Source organism: Bradyrhizobium sp. ISRA436 (assembly GCF_029910015.1).
GTDB lineage: Bacteria > Pseudomonadota > Alphaproteobacteria > Rhizobiales > Xanthobacteraceae > Bradyrhizobium.
On record NZ_CP094519.1, the window covers coordinates 6,980,149 to 6,995,645 of the forward strand.

The 15,497-nt window shown below is 62.5% G+C and carries 14 protein-coding genes and 1 pseudogene; 6 read left to right on the forward strand and 9 right to left on the reverse strand.

The window, feature by feature from the left end; translation table 11 throughout:
- Positions 1-24 precede the first annotated feature (24 nt).
- Positions 25-1,281, reverse strand: coding sequence for an aminopeptidase (locus tag MTX23_RS32460; protein WP_280974154.1), 1,257 nt, complete (start codon positions 1,279-1,281; stop codon positions 25-27).
- 117 nt (positions 1,282-1,398) lie between these two features.
- A complete protein-coding gene (locus MTX23_RS32465; protein WP_280974155.1) occupies positions 1,399-2,760 on the reverse strand; it encodes an adenylosuccinate lyase family protein in 1,362 nt (453 codons plus the stop codon).
- A gap of 110 nt (positions 2,761-2,870) precedes the next feature.
- On the opposite strand from MTX23_RS32465, the gene MTX23_RS32470 reads away from it, so the two are divergent.
- Both MTX23_RS32470 and MTX23_RS32475 read left to right on the forward strand, forming a co-directional pair.
- On the forward strand, positions 2,871-3,194 hold the full coding sequence (locus MTX23_RS32470) for a hypothetical protein (RefSeq protein ID WP_280974156.1): 324 nt from the start codon (positions 2,871-2,873) through the stop codon (positions 3,192-3,194).
- Positions 3,187-3,942 (forward strand): GntR family transcriptional regulator, encoded by a 756-nt coding sequence (locus tag MTX23_RS32475; protein ID WP_280974157.1) that lies wholly within the window; start codon positions 3,187-3,189, stop codon positions 3,940-3,942. The genes MTX23_RS32470 and MTX23_RS32475 overlap by 8 nt, the downstream gene beginning before the upstream one ends.
- A gap of 68 nt (positions 3,943-4,010) precedes the next feature.
- Here the strand turns inward: MTX23_RS32475 and MTX23_RS32480 are convergent, their stop codons facing one another.
- The gene (locus MTX23_RS32480; RefSeq protein WP_280974158.1) at positions 4,011-4,139 is read right to left on the reverse strand and encodes a hypothetical protein; all 129 of its coding nucleotides are present in this window, start codon (positions 4,137-4,139) and stop codon (positions 4,011-4,013) included.
- Positions 4,140-4,249: 110 nt separating this feature from the next.
- On the opposite strand from MTX23_RS32480, the gene MTX23_RS32485 reads away from it, so the two are divergent.
- The gene (locus MTX23_RS32485; RefSeq protein WP_280974159.1) at positions 4,250-4,468 is read left to right on the forward strand and encodes a hypothetical protein; all 219 of its coding nucleotides are present in this window, start codon (positions 4,250-4,252) and stop codon (positions 4,466-4,468) included.
- Between the two features lie 656 nt (positions 4,469-5,124).
- Here MTX23_RS32485 and MTX23_RS32490 read toward each other — a convergent pair.
- Both MTX23_RS32490 and MTX23_RS32495 read right to left on the reverse strand, forming a co-directional pair.
- Positions 5,125-6,093, reverse strand: coding sequence for an IS481 family transposase (locus MTX23_RS32490; RefSeq protein WP_280972113.1), 969 nt, complete (start codon positions 6,091-6,093; stop codon positions 5,125-5,127).
- Between the two features lie 628 nt (positions 6,094-6,721).
- Positions 6,722-6,901, reverse strand: coding sequence for a hypothetical protein (locus MTX23_RS32495; protein WP_280974160.1), 180 nt, complete (start codon positions 6,899-6,901; stop codon positions 6,722-6,724).
- Between the two features lie 246 nt (positions 6,902-7,147).
- On the opposite strand from MTX23_RS32495, the pseudogene MTX23_RS32500 reads away from it, so the two are divergent.
- Positions 7,148-7,902: pseudogene (locus MTX23_RS32500) on the forward strand (IS5 family transposase).
- Between the two features lie 42 nt (positions 7,903-7,944).
- Here the strand turns inward: MTX23_RS32500 and MTX23_RS32505 are convergent.
- From MTX23_RS32505 to MTX23_RS32515, 3 genes are read right to left on the reverse strand one after another with little or no spacing between them, the layout of a single operon-like run.
- A complete protein-coding gene (locus MTX23_RS32505; protein ID WP_280974161.1) occupies positions 7,945-8,790 on the reverse strand; it encodes a carbohydrate ABC transporter permease in 846 nt (281 codons plus the stop codon).
- Positions 8,790-9,695, reverse strand: coding sequence for a sugar ABC transporter permease (locus MTX23_RS32510; RefSeq protein WP_280974162.1), 906 nt, complete (start codon positions 9,693-9,695; stop codon positions 8,790-8,792). The genes MTX23_RS32505 and MTX23_RS32510 overlap by 1 nt, the downstream gene beginning before the upstream one ends.
- A gap of 55 nt (positions 9,696-9,750) precedes the next feature.
- Entirely contained in the window at positions 9,751-11,046 is a 1,296-nt protein-coding gene (locus MTX23_RS32515) for an ABC transporter substrate-binding protein (protein WP_280974163.1), read from the reverse strand.
- A 1,134-nt stretch (positions 11,047-12,180) separates the two neighbouring features.
- Between MTX23_RS32515 and MTX23_RS32520 the strand changes: the two genes are divergently transcribed.
- Positions 12,181-12,336 carry a hypothetical protein gene (locus tag MTX23_RS32520; protein ID WP_280974164.1) on the forward strand — a complete coding sequence of 52 codons (156 nt, stop codon included), beginning with the start codon at positions 12,181-12,183 and terminating at the stop codon, positions 12,334-12,336.
- 238 nt (positions 12,337-12,574) lie between these two features.
- On the opposite strand, the gene MTX23_RS32525 is transcribed toward MTX23_RS32520, so the two are convergent.
- Complete coding sequence (locus MTX23_RS32525; protein ID WP_280974165.1) at positions 12,575-14,173, reverse strand: FAD-binding oxidoreductase; 1,599 nt, start codon at positions 14,171-14,173, stop codon at positions 12,575-12,577.
- Positions 14,174-14,510: 337 nt separating this feature from the next.
- Here MTX23_RS32525 and MTX23_RS32530 point away from each other — a divergent pair, with 337 nt between their 5' ends.
- Positions 14,511-15,461: an oxygenase MpaB family protein gene (locus tag MTX23_RS32530; protein ID WP_280974166.1), complete on the forward strand. Its 951-nt coding sequence runs from the start codon at positions 14,511-14,513 to the stop codon at positions 15,459-15,461.
- The last annotated feature ends 36 nt before the right edge of the window (positions 15,462-15,497 follow it).

Below are 15,497 nucleotides of genomic sequence, written 5' to 3' on the forward strand. Positions count from 1 at the left end.
TCCGGATCATGCTCTGGCGGCGTCTTACGCCCACTCACCTTTCCGGAACACCGGCACGCTGCGGCCGTCGGCGTGGATGCCATCGATGTCGGTGTGAGCCGAGCCGATCATCCAGTCGATGTGGATCAGGCTCTTGTTGCCGCCCTGCTCGGCGATCTGTTGCGGCGTCAGCTTGTCGCCGTTGACGAAGCATTTCGAGTAGCACTGGCCGAGCGCGATGTGCGAGGCGGCGTTCTCGTCGAACAGCGTGTTGAAGAACAACAGCCCGCTCTTGGAGATCGGCGAGGAATGCGGCACCAGCGCCACCTCGCCGAGCCGGCGCGCGCCCTCGTCGGTGTCGAGCACCTTCTTCAACACCTCCTCGCCGCGCGAGGCCTTGGCCTCGACGATGCGGCCGTCCTCGAACTTCACGGCAATGTTGTCGATCAGCGTGCCCTGGTAGGACAGCGGCTTGGAGCTGACGACACGGCCGCTGACGCGCCGGCAATGTGGCGTGGTGAAGACCTCCTCAGTCGGGATGTTGGCGTTGCAGACGATGCCGTTCTTGGCCGTCGAGGCGCCGCCTTCCCATTCATGGCCGTCGGCCAGCCCGATCGTCAGATCCATTCCGGGGCCGGAATATTTCAGCGCGTGGAAGCGTTGGCCGTTCAGCCATTCGGTGCGCTCGCGCAGCTTGGCATTGTGCTTCTCCCAGGCGGCGACGGCGCCGTCCTGATCGACCCGCGATGCTGAGAAAATCGCGTCAGCGAGCTTGGCGACCGCGACGTCCTCGGCATCATCGGGGAACACCTGCTTCGCCCAGGATACGCTGGGATAGGCGATGATGTTCCAGTTGGTGTCGAAATTGACGATCTTCTCCAGCGCCGGCTGATAGGCCACCGAATTGGCCTTGCTGGCGCGCGCGACCTTGGTCGGGTCTTCGCCCGACAGCAGCATCGGATTGTCGCCGACGATCGCCAGCCGCGCGGTGTTGGCGCCAAAGGCCTTGGCCATACCCTCGTAGAGCCAGTTCGCGGCCCGATCGAAGCTCGCGTCATTGGCGTAGCGGTAACGGGCGAGCGTGAGCTCCTCGTCCGAGAAGAACGGCGTCACCAGGCCGGCGCCGGCCTTGTAGGCGTGCTCGGCGAGCCGTCGCACCAGCGGCATCGCCACCGCCGGTGCCGTCAGCAGGAGATCCTGTCCCGGCTGCAGCTGCAGGCCGACCTTCACCGCGACTTCGGCGAGCCGATCAAGCTTCACGGGATCGATCGAGGCGGAAAGGTTGCGTTGATGTGCAGTCATGAAACGTCCGGCGCTGTCGGTTGAGGATTTTACAGATTCGTAGTCCAATTCGATCCGCATCCGCAAGGTTCCTGCGCTTGCCGCCAATCACGCGACAGCGAGCGAATGCGCCGAAATCTACCGCTTTACTGAAGCCAGCACCCGGTCGACCATCTCAGGCGCGAGCCCGAGATAGTTCTTCGGCGCGGTGAGGCGGTCGATCGTCGCCCGATCGATACGGCTCGCCACGCGCGGATCCGCCGCCAGCGCGTCGGCCAGCGATAGCCCCTTGTCATTGGCGGCGCGGCAGGCGTCGTAAACGACGTCATGCGCCTCCTGCCGGCCGATCGCGGGCGCCAGCCCCATCATCACGGCTTCGGCAACGATCAGCCCGCGGCTGATGTCGAGATTGTCGGCCATCCTTGTCTCGTCGACGATCAGGCCGCCAAGCGCGAACTTCGCCTGATGCAGCGCGCCCGCGGTCAGCACGAAGCTCTCGGGGATCGCCATCCATTCGGCGTGCCACGGACCCGTGGCGCGCTCGAAATCCTGCACCATCGCGTCCAGCATCAGGCCGGCATGCTGGCGTACGGCCTTCGCGGCAGCCAACATCAACTCGGACGAGATCGGATTGCGCTTTTGCGGCATGGTCGAGGAGGCGCCGCGCCCCTTCACGAAGGGCTCATAGACTTCGGCGAACTCGGTCGAGGCCATGATCATGATATCGAGCGCGATCTTGCCGAGCGATCCCGTGGCCAGCGCGAGGAAGTTCACCACCTCCGCCAGGCCGTCGCGCGCGACATGCCAGGTCGAGACCGGGACGCCGAGGCCGAGCTCCTCGCACAGCGCCTGCTGCACGTCGAATCCCTTGTCGCCGAGCGAGGCCAGCGTGCCGGCGGCGCCGGCGAACTGGCCGACCAGGACGCGCGGCTTGAGTTGCGCCAGCCGTTCGGCATGGCGATCGAACGCCGCCAGCCAGATCGCGGTCTTGTAGCCGAAGGTCACCGGCAGCGCCTGTTGCAGATGGGTGCGGCCCGCCATCGGCGTGTCGCGATAGCGCTTCGACAGACCGGCGAGGATGCCGCGCAGCGCGGCGATGTCGTCCTCGATGACCTTGAGCCCGTCGCGCAGCTGCAGCACCAGGGCGGTATCCATGATGTCCTGCGTGGTCGCGCCCCAATGGACGTAACGGCCGGCATCGCCGCATTGCTTTGCCATCTGGTGCACCAGCGGCAGGATCGGGTAGCCGACAATGTCGGTTTCCCGTCGCAACAGGTCGAAATCGAGTGCGGCGACATCGGTGCGTTTCGCGATCTCGTCAGCCGCCTCCGCCGGGATCACGCCGCAGCGCGCTTCGGCCTTTGCCAATGCGACCTCGACCTCGGCATAACGAGAGATCAGCCGCAGATCCGAAAACACCTCGCGCATCTCACGCGTGCCGAAGGCATCGCGGAACAGCACGGAATCGAGAACGGTGGTCGAGGTCGGGAAGGCGGGCATGGGCGTATCCTGTTGTCGATCGCAGCTCGGTCACGTCCCTATCATGCCCGGTGCGGATGCCCTAACCCTCCGCACGCACCGCGCCGAATCCGAATACCTTCGCCGCGATCGTGCTGGTTTCGGTCGCGGCCGGGACCGCTCTCGCCCGAGGAATCGCCAAGCGGCGGGCTGACCGGCGCCGGCCTGCATGTGCCTGCTCGGCCCCGCGCGCCCGCCTCAACGCGCGCGAGGCCGGGCCGCCGGCGCTCGACACCGCCCCTCCCGCGATCGAATTTGTGAATGGCGTCAGCGCCACACTTGCGACGGTGCGCGCGACGCCGTTCTATTGGCTGGTTCACGTGTTCGGGACGAAGGGATCGGCCGAGGTGCTCGACGAGGTGACGATGGTGCTGTGGAGGTCGGGCGAGACACCGGCGACGATCCGCCATGGCTGACAAACCGCCCCGCGCGAGATCGTCCCGTTACCGCGACATCGCCACCGAGCTGCAGAAGGACATCCGGCTCGGCACCTACGCGGTCGGCAATCTGCTCCCGACCGAGACCGAGTTGATGGCGAGCTACAAGGCAAGCCGCCAGACCGTGCGCGAGGCGCTGCGCATCCTGATCGACCAGGGCCTGATCGTGCGCCGCGCCGGCCTCGGCTCGGTGGTGATCGCGGACGAGCCGCCGGTGCTGTTCACCCACAGCGTCAAGTCGCTCGGCGAGTGGCTGCGCTATTCCAACGAGACCTATCGCGACGTGGTGCGCAGCGGCGATATCGTCGCCGACCGCAAGCTCGCCGCGCTGTTGAAATGCGAGCCCGGCAAGAGCTGGTTCCTGATCGAGGCGGTCCGCCGCTCCGACCAGTTCGCCGCGCCGCTCGGCTGGACCGAGATCTACGTGCTGCGCAAGTTCGCCGACGTCGTGAAGCGCAGCGACCACGGCCGCACGCCGGTGCACGAGCAGATCGCCAAGAGCTACGGCCAGGTCACCGAGCACGCGCAGATGGAGATCTTCGTGCGCGGCATGCCGACGCTGATCGCCAAGGCCCTCGGCGTCAAGACCGGCTCGCCTGCGCTGACGGTGGTGCGCCGCTATTATGGGCTGCGCGAGGAACTGTTCGAGGTCACCATCACCACGCACCCGGAAGGGCGCTACACCTACACGATGGACATGCAGCGCTCGCTGCGACCGCGGCTTTAGCGCAAACTGATCGAACCCGGCGCATTGCCCTCGCGCGAGGCGTCGACCTTGCGCCGATACCGGATCGGCTAGCGGGTGCCGGCGTAATGCTGCCTGGCCAAGGTGTGTGCCATCTGCGGCGATCCGACCGCGCCCCAGATCGCGACTGCGAGCAAGGCGGCCGCCCACATATACGGCATGGCTTTTGGCGGCTTCATCAGTAACATCACCCCTCAGGACAATCGGGCCTCTCCGCACGTCGGCCCGTCTGCGAATCACCTAGCGCAAGAGCGTGTCCGTTTCAGGACAGCTTCATCGGAATGCAGAAATGATTTCGCAGCAATGGGACATAGGTCTGATGGGCGGCATCCCTTCCGTATTGGCTGCAAATGGAGCAAACCTGATCCAGGCGGCGTGCCCAACAAAGAATCTTCTGCCTAATTTCAAGTCAGCGGCGCATGGAATTTTCCAAGACTTTGATCCTAAATTCTTTTTGATTGTCGGGCTGACTCAAGTCGTGCGAAGAGCCGGTTTGACAGTACGATGACAAGGGTTCCCCTGTGACCGCTCACCCTGAAGACGCCAAGGGCGCCCGGCGCGCCGCTTCCAAGTCATCGCAGGAGGAGGTTGCGCGGTCGCTCGAACGTGAACTGAGGCTGTTGACCGAGGAACGCCAAGACCGTGCGCGGCAACTCGGCCTCGATATCGGAGTCGCAGCGCCGAGGGTGCAAGACTAGCCGGTCGCCTCCAGCCTAGCGTCGCACGCCCAAGCCTTTGTTAGTACCCAAGCCTTTGGTCGTATACGGCGCGATTTTCATATTTCCGCTGATTAGTACGTCCGTACGACGGGCGCACGTGTTGACGTGCGCCGTCAGGACGCGATGGAATCGGTTCCATACTCAATTTTCAAACAGCAGAAAGGATATGCGTCCGCGATCTCGCGACGTGAACCCGTCCGAGCTTTGCATCTCGTTCCGCCCTCTCAATTCGCAGAGGGCGCAGGGAAAGCCGGGTGCCGATCGCACCCATGGGTCCCGAGCAAATGGAAAGCTCGGGAGGTAGGACCACAGGTGAAACCGGAAAACACTCCGGCTTTCCCTGCGCGATGGTTTACGGCTTATACGTGCTCGCCCCGGCGAGACTGGGCTTTGTTGTCACCGTCTTCGCAAAAGCGCTTCGCGCTTTGCAAGGAGACACCTGCCACTAGGTGTGGAGCCTCAAGAGGTTGTTCCCGGTTAATCCGAGCCTGCTGATCGGCGGCTTTGAGCCGATACTGCCATGAGGACGATGCCAGTTGTAGCGGTGAAGCCATCGTGGCAGCTCCGCGGCTCTTTCTGTTGAGGTGTTGTAGGCCTGCGCGTAGGCCCATTCTCGCAGGCTGGTCTGAATGAAGCGTTCGGCCTTGCCATTGGTTTTGGGCGTATAGGGCTTGGTGCGGATGTGCTTGAGGCCGAGGCGCTGACATGCCTTTCGGAAGGCGGCGGATTTGTAGCACGCGCCGTTGTCGGTCATGACGCGCTCGACCTTCACGCCCAGGCTCACGTAGTAGGCCACCGCCGCCTTGAGGAAGGCGACGGCACAGCCCTTTCGCGCGTTCTTCATGACCTGGCTGAAGGCGATCCGCGACGCATCGTCGATGCAAACATGGACGTATTCCCAACCTGGTCCTTGACGGCGAGAACGCAGGTTGCTCGCCCCACGTCGATCGCCGGTGATCCGATGGCCGATCCGATTGAACTTGCCGAGCTTTTTGATGTCGATGTGGATCAGCTCACCAGGATGCTGGCGCTCATAGCGCCGGATCGGCTCAGCCGGCTCCAGCGCAGCCAGCCGGTTCAAACCGAGCCGGCGCAGGATCCGGCTGACGGTTGCTGCTGAGACCCCGACCTCGCGCGCGATCTGCTTGCCGGTGTGGCGCTGCCGGCGGAACGTCTCGACAGCGGCGCATGTGGCGGCCGGGGTTTGGCTTGGCAAGGAATGCGGCCGTGAGGACCGATCCTGCAAACCATCGACGCCTTCTGCGCGGAAGCGCTTGACCCATTTGGCGACTGTCTTCGCCGTAACATTGAATTGGCGCGCGGCGGCGGCCTTCGTCAGGCCGCTCTCGATCACGCTCCGCGCCATCGCCGCTCGACCTTTTGGCGTCAAAGGCGCATTCTTGTGGATGTTCATCTGGTCTCTCCGGGGAACCCTGAAGCGTCGCAGCCTCAGCTTCCTCGGTTCAGACCAGATGGACAACCTCCTGAAAGCTCACAACTAGGGCGTCAGGCCTGCACGACTTCACCGTCCGCCTCACGCATGCTCGTCAGTCACACGCTCGGCGTCCACCGCATCTCACCGCAACACTCGTGACGATCGCGAAGCGCCCCTCAGGCGGGTGAGACGGGCTATTCATACACTGAGTTGCGCTTCCGAAAAACAGAAATATTTTTCGCGCGAGGGCTTGCGCCGTCGGGCAAATCAGTGATTGGGCCTTTTGGCAGCTCGCGGTGCCGACGAGGGCAGGAAACGGGCGCGCACGTCTGCTGTACCCTCGAGCGGTGACGTTGAAGCCGACATGGAAGCATGTCGGCTTTGGGCCCAATTCCGGACGTTCTTGTTGCGCAAAGCCACTGCGCGGGAGTCTATTCGCGTCGGGTTTAGCAGAGCACCAGCTCTACTTTTGGGAGATAGGCTCGCATTTAGCCAAGGTTCACTGCACCACAAGCTTGGCCTGGCTAAATCCTCCGAGAATTTACGCCCGCCGAATGCGCCAACTATTTCCGAAATTCGAGCTATGCCAATGCCAAAAGCATGTTGCTTAGGCTTCGTCCGGCTCGCGCACGACCGGCGGTTCGTCGTCGCCGCTCTCTTCTTCGTCCTCTTCCTCCGCGTCCTCGTCCTCTTCATCAGGATCTCGGGGCGGCATCGTGTTGCCTACGATCGTGAAGGGACTCCGGTCGATCTTGGTGGAAAGTTCCTCGGGGAGGTGTGGGCTCATGTTGCTCCTCCTAGGATGTGACACTAAGGATTTTACCCCTCTTTTCCGAGTTGGGTTACAACCAGATAACTCAATGAGACTACAAGATCTGAGCTCGCGAAGCTAAGGTGTTTTTTTAGACGGATTGCTTCTGCACGCCGATGAGCGATTAGTTGCTTCAGTGGAGACTTTAAGGTTTGTACTCAATCAGATGTATAATTTTACGTGGAGATATGATTCAAGCTCTGCATTTGCGGGGCTTGGATCATGGCGGGCGAGTTTTGGTTGAATGATCGGCAGTGGGCAGCAATCGAGCCCTTGCTGCCGCAAAATCAGCCCGGCGCTCGTCGAGTCGATGATCGCCGCGTGATCAGTGGCATCATCCATGTGTTGAAGTCCGGCTGCCGCTGGCGCGATTGCCCGGCAGTGTTCGGCCCTTACACGACCGTCTACAATCGCTGGAACCGCTGGTCGCGGCGCGAGGTCTGGCGCAATCTGTTCGAAGCACTTCGGGGCCTGTCGCCCGATGACGACTTCCAGGCCATCGATTCCACGACCGCCAAGGCGCACCGTGCGGCGGCCGGTGGAAAAGGGGGGCGGAGGCTCAGGCCATCGGTCGTTCCCGCGGTGGCAGGACCACCAAGATCCACGCCGTCTGCGACAGTCTCGGACGCGCCATCGCGCTCGAAGTAACGCCAGGTCAGCGTGGTGACATCCGCGCGGCGCTGCCCCTGCTCAGCTCTCTGCCACCACCGCGTTGCTGTGCGGCCGACACGGCCTATGACGCGAACGAACTGCGGCAATTCCTCATCGAACGGGGAACAACCCCGGTCATCCCAAACAATCCCACCCGAAAACGCTTCCATCCGTTCGACCGCGCCGCATACAAGCGGCGCAACCTCGTCGAGCGCATGTTTTGCAGGCTCAAGGACTGGCGGCGCATTGCAACCCGCTATGACAAGCTCGCCAGAAACTTCCTCTCGGCCGTCAATCTTGCTGCCGCTATCATTTGGTGGACCTGATTGAGTCCGGACCTTAGTCAGCAATCAGAGAGATCTGCCCGTTCATGCCTTGACCGAACCGGCGGTGAGGCCAGCGACGTAGTGCTCGACGAAGAACGAGTAGATCAGCGCCACCGGGATCGACCCGAGCAGGGCGCCGGCCATCAGCTGGCCCCAGTAGAACACGTCGCCGCGGATCAACTCGGCGATGACGCCGACCGGCACGGTGCGCACCGAAGTCTTGGTCAGAAAGATCAAGGCGTAGAGAAACTCGTTCTGCGAGAGCGTGAAAGCGAAGATGCCAGCGGAGATGAACCCCGGCGTGCACAGCGGCAGGAAGATCTTCCACATCGTCTGAAGCCGGCTGGCGCCGTCGATTCGGGCCGCCTCCTCGAGCTCCTTCGGAACGGCCTTGAAATAACCGAGCAACAGCCAGGCGCAGAACGGCACCAGCATGGTGGGGTAAGTCAGGATCACCGAGGTGAGCGTGTTGCCGAGGTCGAGCCGGTTGATCACGTCGGCGAGCGGGATGAACAGCAGGGGCTGTGGCACGAGATAGATCGCCGCAATGGTCATCGCGATCAGCGACGCGCCCGCAAAGCGCATGCGCGCCAGCGGATAGGCGAGCATGGTGCCGAGGATCAGCGAGATCGCCGTCGCCACAACCGCCACCAGCATTGTGTTCCACGTCCATAACAGGAAGCTCGACTTGGTCAAAAGGTCGATGTAGTGCTTGAGCGTGGGCGCATGCACGATCAACGGCATCACGCTCTTGTTGTAGAGCTCGGCGTTCGGCTTGATCGACGTGATCGCCATCCAATAGAACGGAAATAGCGCGACCACGAGAAAGAAGCCGACCGGCACCCACACCCGCAACGCCTGCTCGATGCGTCCATGGCCGGTTACCATCACTCCCTCCTCAGGTAGATGGTCAGCGCCACGATTAGCAATGCCAGTGCCGGCAACATCGCCAGCGCCACCGAGGCTCCAAGCCCCAGCTGGCCTGCGCCCATCGCGATATCGAACGCGTAGGTCGCAAACAGTTGCGTGGCGTTCTGCGGCCCGCCGTGGGTCAGCACGTAGACGAGCTGGAAATCGGCGAACGTGAAGATGACCGAGAACAGGGTGACGATCAGGATGATAGGCCTCAGCAGCGGCAAGGTAATAAAGCGGAACCGCTCCCAACCGCCTGCGCCATCGATGGCGGCCGCCTCGTAAAGTTCGGAGGGCACCGTCTGAAGGCCGGCGAGCAATGTGATTCCGTAGAAGGGCAGCCCGCGCCAGGTGTTGATGATGATGATCGAAACCATCGCGAGCGTCGGATCGCCGAGCCACGATGGGCCCGGCTTGGGCCAGCCCAGAGCTACCAGCAGCCGGTTGACGACACTGAAGGCCGGGTCGAGCATCCACAGCCAGGCGACGGTGCTCAGTACGGTCGGAACGATGAACGGCAAGAGCAATAGCGCCCGCACCATGTTCTTCATGCGGAAGTGCTGGTTCATGGCCAGCGCCAGGCCGAGCCCGCCGGCCATCTTCAATAGCGTCGCGGCGCCGGTATAGACGAACGTGTTGATCGCCACCTGCCAGAAGATCGCATCATGCAGGTCGGTTACGAAATTCTTCAGCCCGATGAAGGTACCGGCGTGCGCGACCGGCCGATCCTCCAGGCTCAACAGGATGCCGTAGACGAACGGATAACCCACGAGCGCCGCGAGGAAGGCGAGCGGCAGGGCCATCATCAACCAACTGAATACGCTTTGGCGGTCGAGCAGAGCCGATGGCGGCGCGCGCCGGCGCGCCGCTTTGGCAAGCACAGGGAGACGCTCAGACGCAATCGTCATGTGTCAGGCCGAGCGATAGATTCCTTTCTCAGGCCGCGCGATAGATTCCCTTCAGCTGGGCCTCTGCATCTTTTATGACCTCCTTGGTCGACGTTCCGGCACATGCCTTCGCAAACATGTCGACGACCACGTATTTGGCGACGCTTTCGGCCATATGCCGGCTCGCCGGAGCAGGCCAACCCGGCAGATGGGCGCTTCCGAGCGAATCGCGGTAGGGCAAGTTGCGAGGCTCGACGCTCCACATCGGCGCATTGTCGTAGCCGTGCAGCAGCGGCTGGTAATAGGAATCCGCGATCGCGTACCAGCCACCCAGCTGCTTCGGCGTCATCAGCCAGCGCATAAAGGCGCGCGCCTCCTCCCGGACCGGTGAGAAGCTGAAGATCGAATGGCTGATCGAGTCGAGCAGGTGGAAGCGCCCCTTTGGCCCCGCGGGGTTCATCGCCTGGTCAGTGACCTTGCCGATTTCGGGAAACTCGCGCTTGGCGAACCACAGGATGCTTTCGGCATTGTTGGTGCAGGAGATCTGCTCCGCCATCCACGCCTTGTTGTTGCTCACGTCGGTCCAGCCGAGCACGTCGTCGAGCATCGTGTCCTTGAAGAACTTGCGGCTGAAATCCACGGCGTGCGCGGTCTCATCCGAATCGATGACCACTGTCTTGCCGTCAGGCGCCACCTCGGCGCCGCCGTAGGACCACAGCAACGGGTAGAGCCAGCCGTGGTTGTCGCCGAAGCCGTGGCCGAGCTCGAAGCCGAAGGGATGGTCCTTGGCTTTCAGCTTCTTGCCGACCTCGTAGAGCTCTTCCCAGGTCTCCGGGAACTTCTTGACTCCGACCTCGGCGAACCAGTCGGTGCGCCAGTTCATCAATTGGCCGATATTGGCGAAGGGGATTGCCTTCCATTTGCCCTCAACCAGAACGGCCTCCCTACCGGCGTCGTACCAGCCGCCCTGCGCCTTACCGATGTCCTCGGCAATGTCGCCAACGTCGAGATATTTGTCGCCGAACTGGATCACCTGGAGCAGGCCATTCATCGTGATGTCGGCGCCCGACCCGGTCTCGGCAATCGTGCTGATCCGTGTCGGCAAGCTGCCGACACTGGTCACCTCGTAATTGATCTTGATGCCGGTCTCTTTCTCGTAAGCTGGGGCGAGCGTGTTCGCCACATAGTCGTCAAACGGCTTGATGAACGAGCTTTCGTGCAGGATCGTGATGGTCTTCTCTGCAGCGCCCGCCGGTAGGGGCCGGCTCAGCGCCGCAGCGGTGCCCGCGGCCGCGAGCTTGAGAAATCCCCGCCGCGTTGTCGGATAGGCTGCCGGCTCTGTCATACCGCGTCCTCCCTGAGTTGATACCCTGGGGGGTTTGACTACCCGCTTCTTTGGATGTTGGAGCGTAACACTACATCAAGATCGGGTCTGGCACAGTCAAGAATCGCGGCCGAGTCGCGCGTCCTTACCTACTTCGAGTATCGGACGGTTTTGAACTAGCTGAGTAAGCTTGATAAAGCTCCACGCACCGCACTCGCAAGAAGGACAACATTGCTGACGGAAGTGCGATTGCGGACACGTTGAACCTGAGGTCGCCTTTGGGTCTTAGCCGTGTAAAGCCGACCGCGGCGACTGCCATGAACCGAAAAGGATGCCGGCTCAACGGCGCTATCCAGAGCGTCGCTGCGCGCGTGAGCAGTCCGCAGCATAGGCCCCCGACAGCGGTGAAGACGAAGTGCAGGCCGAAGAGCGACGCGAGCCCGCCGCCTGCCGTCGCATCCGCGTATGTCGCGAAGGCGAGAGCGGCGCAGCCCGTAATGATAAGCGAACGTCACCCCGGCAGTGCGAGGCCGACAAGAAATGGGAGCGTGTACAGGGTCGCGAACTGGGTGTCGTCGAGCAAGAACATGGCGGCTCTCGATAAAAATGCCTCCGTGACGCATGACAAGCCTGCTGCCCGATCGCCACAAACATCAGCCCGTAGGCCTAACGAACGTTTATCGCCACGGCTCGAAACAGAGAGTGTAAAATTCCGGAAATATCTGGAATCGACACCGGAAAAGTCAGCCAGTTTTCCGCTTGTCGCCTTTAGGCAACCCTCGTTGTCAGCCCCAATGTCTGCTTTGGGGTCCCCTCGGAAGTCCATGAGGGCCGATGGGATGTCCCTGTGGTCTCGCAGTCGTGACGATCAGCGCTTCCTGCGCGCAACGCGCTGCACCTCCGGCATAGACATCGCCATACCTTCGTATAGCTCCTTTCATCCCTTTTCATGGCCTGGGCTTACGCTCGTACAATTGAGCGACCGCGGGGGATTGTTATGTTTGCTGCTACTCCGGCCGGACGCGCAAACGTCCGCAGGAAGCGCGAGCCAGGTTCCGAGCTCTGTGATCAGGATCACTGCTCCGATGAACGAATCGCACGACGGTCGCGTCAAACAAGTATTGCTGGAATGCGGGATCTTCGAGGAACACTCACATGAATGTCTTCATTCAGAAGCTCAACGGCCTGTGGCACCTCATCGTCGGGTCGTGCAAGATCCGAACACCATTCCTTGAGACCCAGGATCGGGAGTTGGTTGTTGCTTACGCCAGGCGTGTCTATCCCGGCGCCAAGATCTTCGAACGCGACTGACTCTCGCATGAGAGACGGCGATCATGGCCCGCAGCTGCGAGGGTGCGCCTCCTCCCCGCGCCTTCCGAATGCGGATGCCCCTAAAGCGCGATGAGATTGGGATCAATCATCATCGCGCTTTAGCTTCTTGCTTGAGCATGATTTCCGCGCAAACGGCGGCAATTTTGCCTTCCAATTCTCTCGCCACGGGTCTCCACCCTGAACTTGGGATCACCACACGTGCATCAACGGCACGCGCCTAGGGATCGATCAGGACGCCCGGGTTGAGCATGCCGCGGGGATCCAGTTCGCGCTTGGCGGCCCGCAACGCGGCGGCAAAAAGGTGTGGCCGCTGCCGGTCGTACCAGGGCCGGTGATCGCGGCCGACGGCATGGTGATGCGTGATGGTGCCGCCTGCCGCGATCAGCGCGTCGCTCGCCGCGTCCTTGATGGCCTGCCACTGCGCGAGCAGCGCACCGTGCCGACCGCGCGCGTGGAAGGAGAAGTAGGGCGCCGGCCCGTCCGGGTAGACGTGGGTGAAGCGACAGGTGACTTCACCCTTCACCCCGGTCGCTTGCAGAATCGCGCGTTCGGTTGCCGCCTTGACCTGATCGTGAAAGCTTTCGAACCGATCCCAGGTGATGGCGGTCTCGAACGTATCGTTGATGATAGCAGCGGGCGTCAAGAATTCGCGCGCATAGGGCATGCGAATGAACGCGTTGCGCCAGATGCCTGCCGCGCCTTCGAGATGCGCGTCGCCGGCCTCTGCGGGCTCCGGTGTCCCGCGGTGGTCGGCGCAGCATTCGAGCGCACGCTCAAACCAGGCGTCCAGGGGATGATCGCCCGATTCGAATGCCAGCACCATGATGGCGGAGCTGCCGTCGGCCGCACCGGTGTTGAACGCCTCCTGCGGGTCCAGGATACGGCAATTGGAGGGATAGAGGCCGGCTTGCGCGACCGCACGCACCGCGCGCGCGGCATCGAAGAACGTGGGAAAGCGAACCGATGCGCCGGCGCGGAATTTTGGACGCGGCTGCAATCGCATCCATGCGCGCGAGATCACGCCTAAAATTCCTTCCGAGCCGATGAACATGCGATCGGGGCTCGGCCCCGCACCCGAACCGGGAAGCCGGCGCGTCTCCACGACGCCAACCGGCGTCACGACACGCAGGCTTTCGACGAAATCGTCGATATGGGTGTAGAGACTGGCGAAGTGGCCGCCCGATCGCGTCGCGATCCAGCCGCCCAGGGTCGAATATTCAAAACTCTGCGGAAAATGCCGCAACGTGACGCCGTGCGGCTTGAGCTGGTTTTCCAGCGATGGACCGTAGGTGCCGGCGTCGATCAATGCGGCGCGCGAGACCGGATCGACTTCGACGACCTTGGAGAGATTGCGCAGGTCGAGCGTGACAGCCGCCTTGTGCCTGATGCCATCGGCCTGCGGCTCGACGCCACCGCACACGCTCGATCCGCCTCCGAACGGCGTCAGCGAAGCGCCGACGGACCCCGCCCAGTCCATGACAGCCAATATCTCCGACTCGTTGCGTGGATAGGCCACGACATCGGGCGCGCAATCGTAATCGCCGAGCATGGCCCTGACGTAATCCGGATAGGACTTGCCGTAAGTGTGCGCGGCGCGGTCGTAGCGTTCGGTCGTGCAGAACGGCGTGAGCGAAGCTGGCGGCACCACACGCGGCTTGCGCAAGGACAGCTCTTCAAGGCCGGGAACAGCGACCGTGTCGAATTCGCCGGCGCCAAACTTGGCATGGTAGCGGCCGAGGACAAACGCCCGCTCTTCCGCGCTCATGCCTTCGCCTTCCCGTCCCCAGCCGTAATGTTTCAGCCTTGTGCCGGTCATGAGCGTTCCCCGTGTTCCGTTTCGAAAGTTTTTTGAATCGAAGAACAAGATACTCTGAACGACAGCGCTGCAGAGTGAGCTCGTTCGATCGAAACAATACGCTTTCGAAAGGGAGCATGAAAGACGGCGGCGGCGGGGCAGTTTCTTCAGCAAACGGCGCCGCAGCAGCCGCTGCACCCGGCTCAGTCTTACCCCCATGGGGTACGACCAAATGTCAGGCCGCCGTATTCCGCGCGAGTGGACATTATGCGACAACGTTGAGAGAGCTTTGGCCTGCTGAATTGCGATAGACTGCACAGACGAGTGGAATACCCCGTCTGCTTCGGAAGGTGCGCATTTGGTCTCTGAAAGCGACCTCGAGCTTGCTCTTGATTTCGTCCGGGCTCGGGCCGCCGGACCGGTCGAGGGCATTTTTGGTCCAGGCTCGATGACCTGGCGGATCGACCGAGAAGCCATCACCTTTTTGGGCGCCGGTCGTGCCTTGCTGCTTCAGCTGGCGCATCCCTGGGTCGCCGCCGCCGTGGCCGAGCGCTCGCGGACCTTCGTGGATCCGATCGGTCGCTTCCATCGAACCTTTGACGTTGTGTTTACGACGGTGTTCGGCTCGCTCGATGCGGCCCTTGCCGCGGCCCGGCACCTGCACCACCGCCATACCATGATCGTCGGCCGCCTGCCCGAAGCAATCGGTCCGTTCGAGAGCGGCACGCCCTACCGCGCCAACGAGGTCGCAGCGTTACGCTGGGTTCACGCGACCCTCGTCGACACCGCTCTGGCCGTCCACGACCTGATCCTGCCTCCGTTCTCGGTCGAAGAGCGCGAGCGCTATTGGGCCGAAAGCCGGCTGTTTGGGGCATTGTTCGGGCTGACGCCGAGCGACTTGCCGGCGGATTGGGATTCATTCTTGGCCTACACCACGGCGATGATGCAATCGGATACATTGTCCGTCAGCACCGCCGCGCGCGAGGTGGCTCGAAAGATCTTCGCCGGTGGACGACCATGGTTGCGGCCGCCGCGCTGGTATCAAACCCTGAGTGCCGAGCTGCTGCCGGACCGATTGCGCACCGGCTTCGGATTTGCCTTTGACGAACGCGACAGGAAGGCCGCAGAGCGTGCCCTTGCGAGGATACGACGCATCTATCCCAAAATACCGACCCAGCTTCGCTACGTCGGCCCCTACCAGGAAGCTCAAGCGCGACTGCAGGGAACGCCGCGGCTGGGCTGGACAACCCGGTGCCTGAACAGGGCCTGGATAGGACGACCCCAGCTGGATGACCGCTGGAACAGGTGAAGCTGTCCCGGACAGCCGCTGACGTTCGGATGCGGC

Bases quoted from the DNA above. Each gene is read 5' to 3' on its own strand.
- MTX23_RS32480 (WP_280974158.1), bottom strand. From the start codon at position 4,139: ATGAAGCCGCCAAAAGCCATGCCGTATATGTGGGCGGCCGCCTTGCTC.
- MTX23_RS32460 (WP_280974154.1), bottom strand. From the start codon at position 1,281: ATGACTGCACATCAACGCAACCTTTCCGCCTCGATCGATCCCGTGAAG.
- MTX23_RS32525 (WP_280974165.1), bottom strand. From the start codon at position 14,173: ATGACCGGCACAAGGCTGAAACATTACGGCTGGGGACGGGAAGGCGAA.
- MTX23_RS32515 (WP_280974163.1), bottom strand. From the start codon at position 11,046: ATGACAGAGCCGGCAGCCTATCCGACAACGCGGCGGGGATTTCTCAAG.
- MTX23_RS32505 (WP_280974161.1), bottom strand. From the start codon at position 8,790: ATGGTAACCGGCCATGGACGCATCGAGCAGGCGTTGCGGGTGTGGGTG.
- MTX23_RS32495 (WP_280974160.1), bottom strand. From the start codon at position 6,901: ATGAGCCCACACCTCCCCGAGGAACTTTCCACCAAGATCGACCGGAGT.
- MTX23_RS32485 (WP_280974159.1), top strand. From the start codon at position 4,250: ATGATTTCGCAGCAATGGGACATAGGTCTGATGGGCGGCATCCCTTCC.
- MTX23_RS32490 (WP_280972113.1), bottom strand. From the start codon at position 6,093: ATGAACATCCACAAGAATGCGCCTTTGACGCCAAAAGGTCGAGCGGCG.
- MTX23_RS32465 (WP_280974155.1), bottom strand. From the start codon at position 2,760: ATGCCCGCCTTCCCGACCTCGACCACCGTTCTCGATTCCGTGCTGTTC.
- MTX23_RS32520 (WP_280974164.1), top strand. From the start codon at position 12,181: ATGAATGTCTTCATTCAGAAGCTCAACGGCCTGTGGCACCTCATCGTC.
- MTX23_RS32475 (WP_280974157.1), top strand. From the start codon at position 3,187: ATGGCTGACAAACCGCCCCGCGCGAGATCGTCCCGTTACCGCGACATC.